Source organism: Microvirga zambiensis WSM3693, from assembly GCF_016735695.1.
In the GTDB taxonomy this organism is placed as follows: Bacteria; Pseudomonadota; Alphaproteobacteria; order Rhizobiales; family Beijerinckiaceae; genus Microvirga; species Microvirga zambiensis.
The window spans coordinates 1-1,478 of record NZ_JAERQD010000182.1 but is presented as its reverse complement, the minus strand read 5'-3'; the positions used below and the strand labels follow the sequence as shown (position 1 = coordinate 1,478).

The 1,478-nt window shown below is 60.2% G+C and carries 1 protein-coding gene and 1 pseudogene; both read left to right on the top strand.

The window, feature by feature from the left end; translation table 11 throughout:
- Positions 1-334: 334 nt before the first annotated feature.
- Positions 335-616 (top strand): annotated as a pseudogene (locus JKL46_RS34745) (transposase); the annotation flags it as partial.
- Positions 617-836: 220 nt separating this feature from the next.
- A partial coding sequence (locus JKL46_RS34740) for an IS110 family transposase (RefSeq protein WP_246529747.1) occupies positions 837-1,478 on the top strand: 642 nt, incomplete at its 3' end.

Here is a 1,478-nt window from a genome sequence, read left to right as displayed (position 1 = left end):
CGTTCGATCTTGCCCATGCGAGCAGCATCGCACGTCAGACCAGATTTCGGAATTACCCGTCAGTGACAGAACACTAGATATAGGAGGCCGTGATCATGAAGATCCTTCGCCAGTGGGTTGTTGCACTCGACGAAATCGACTGCGAACTTCAAAACCGAGGCTATACTTTTATCTTTGCCGGAGGCATGCCGTTAATTGTGCCGATGGCTAAGTAGTGCATCGGGCAGGTAGAGGGGATAATACCGTCTCTCTGATCCAATAGCGGATGCGACTGATCTTCCCTCGCTTTGACGGACACCTCTGATACGCTCCTGCGGGAGCGGGAAGGTGTTTGATGACAAAGACAAGGCGAGAGTTCACCCCCGAGTTCAAGCGAGAGGCCGTCGCCCTGCTAGAGAGCAGTGGCCGCCCAACCATGCAGATCGCGACCGAACTGGGGATCTCCCCATCCATGCTGCGCAACTGGCGGGCCCTTGCCCATGGGGCCGTGCCCCGATCCAGGGCCGCTCCCACGCCGTTGCCGGCGGGCACCACATCCCCGGCCGATCAGGCGGCGGAAATCGCCCGGCTGCGCCGTGAACTCGATCGCACGCGCATGGAGCGCGATGTGTTAAAAAACCGTCGCGGACCGGGTCCGCCTGTGGGGTCAGAAACAACTTGCTGGTAGTCTGTTGCCGGAGGGGAGCGGCCGGTAGCTTATTGGTGGCTCATGACCCCGTTAAAAAACATGGTCCATGGACTGTTGCGTGCTTGAGAGTGGTGACGCCCCAGGGCGATCCCGGTTAGGAAGTTGACCTTTGGCGCAGTCCAGCCCCTCCCACCCCAAGGAGGAGCCGATGAGACGCAAACGAGAAGCCGGCAAAGGTCGGCAGAGCCTGCCGGTGGTTCACCCCCATGCTGCAGCCATCGATGTCGGGGCCACGATGCACATGGCCGCTGTGGGGCCTGACCGGACAGATGAACCCGTGTGCAGCTTCGGGACCTTTACCGCCGACCTGCACCGGTTGGCCGACTGGTTCGAGGTTTGTGGCGTTACCTCCGTCGTCATGGAATCGACCGGCGTTTACTGGATCCCGGTCTTCGAGATCCTGCAGGACCGCGGCCTCGAGGTGTTTCTGGTCAATGCGCGCGACGCCAAGCAGGTGCCCGGACGCAAGACGGACGTGAAGGATGCGCAGTGGCTCCAGCGCCTCCATGCCTATGGCCTGCTGCGCGCCAGCTTCCAACCCAAAGCCGAGATTGCCGAGCTGCGCGCGTATTTGCGCCAGCGTGAGCGCCTGCTCGAGTATGCCGCCTCGCATATTCAGCACATGCAGAAGGCGCTGACCGAGATGAACCTGCAACTGCATCACGTGGTCAGCGACATCACTGGCGCTACAGGCATGCGCATTATCCGCGCCATGGTCTTGCTTCGAAAAAATGGAGAGCTTCTGATGAAGCAGGAGGATCTCCATGCCGAAGACCCGTTTTACGAGAGA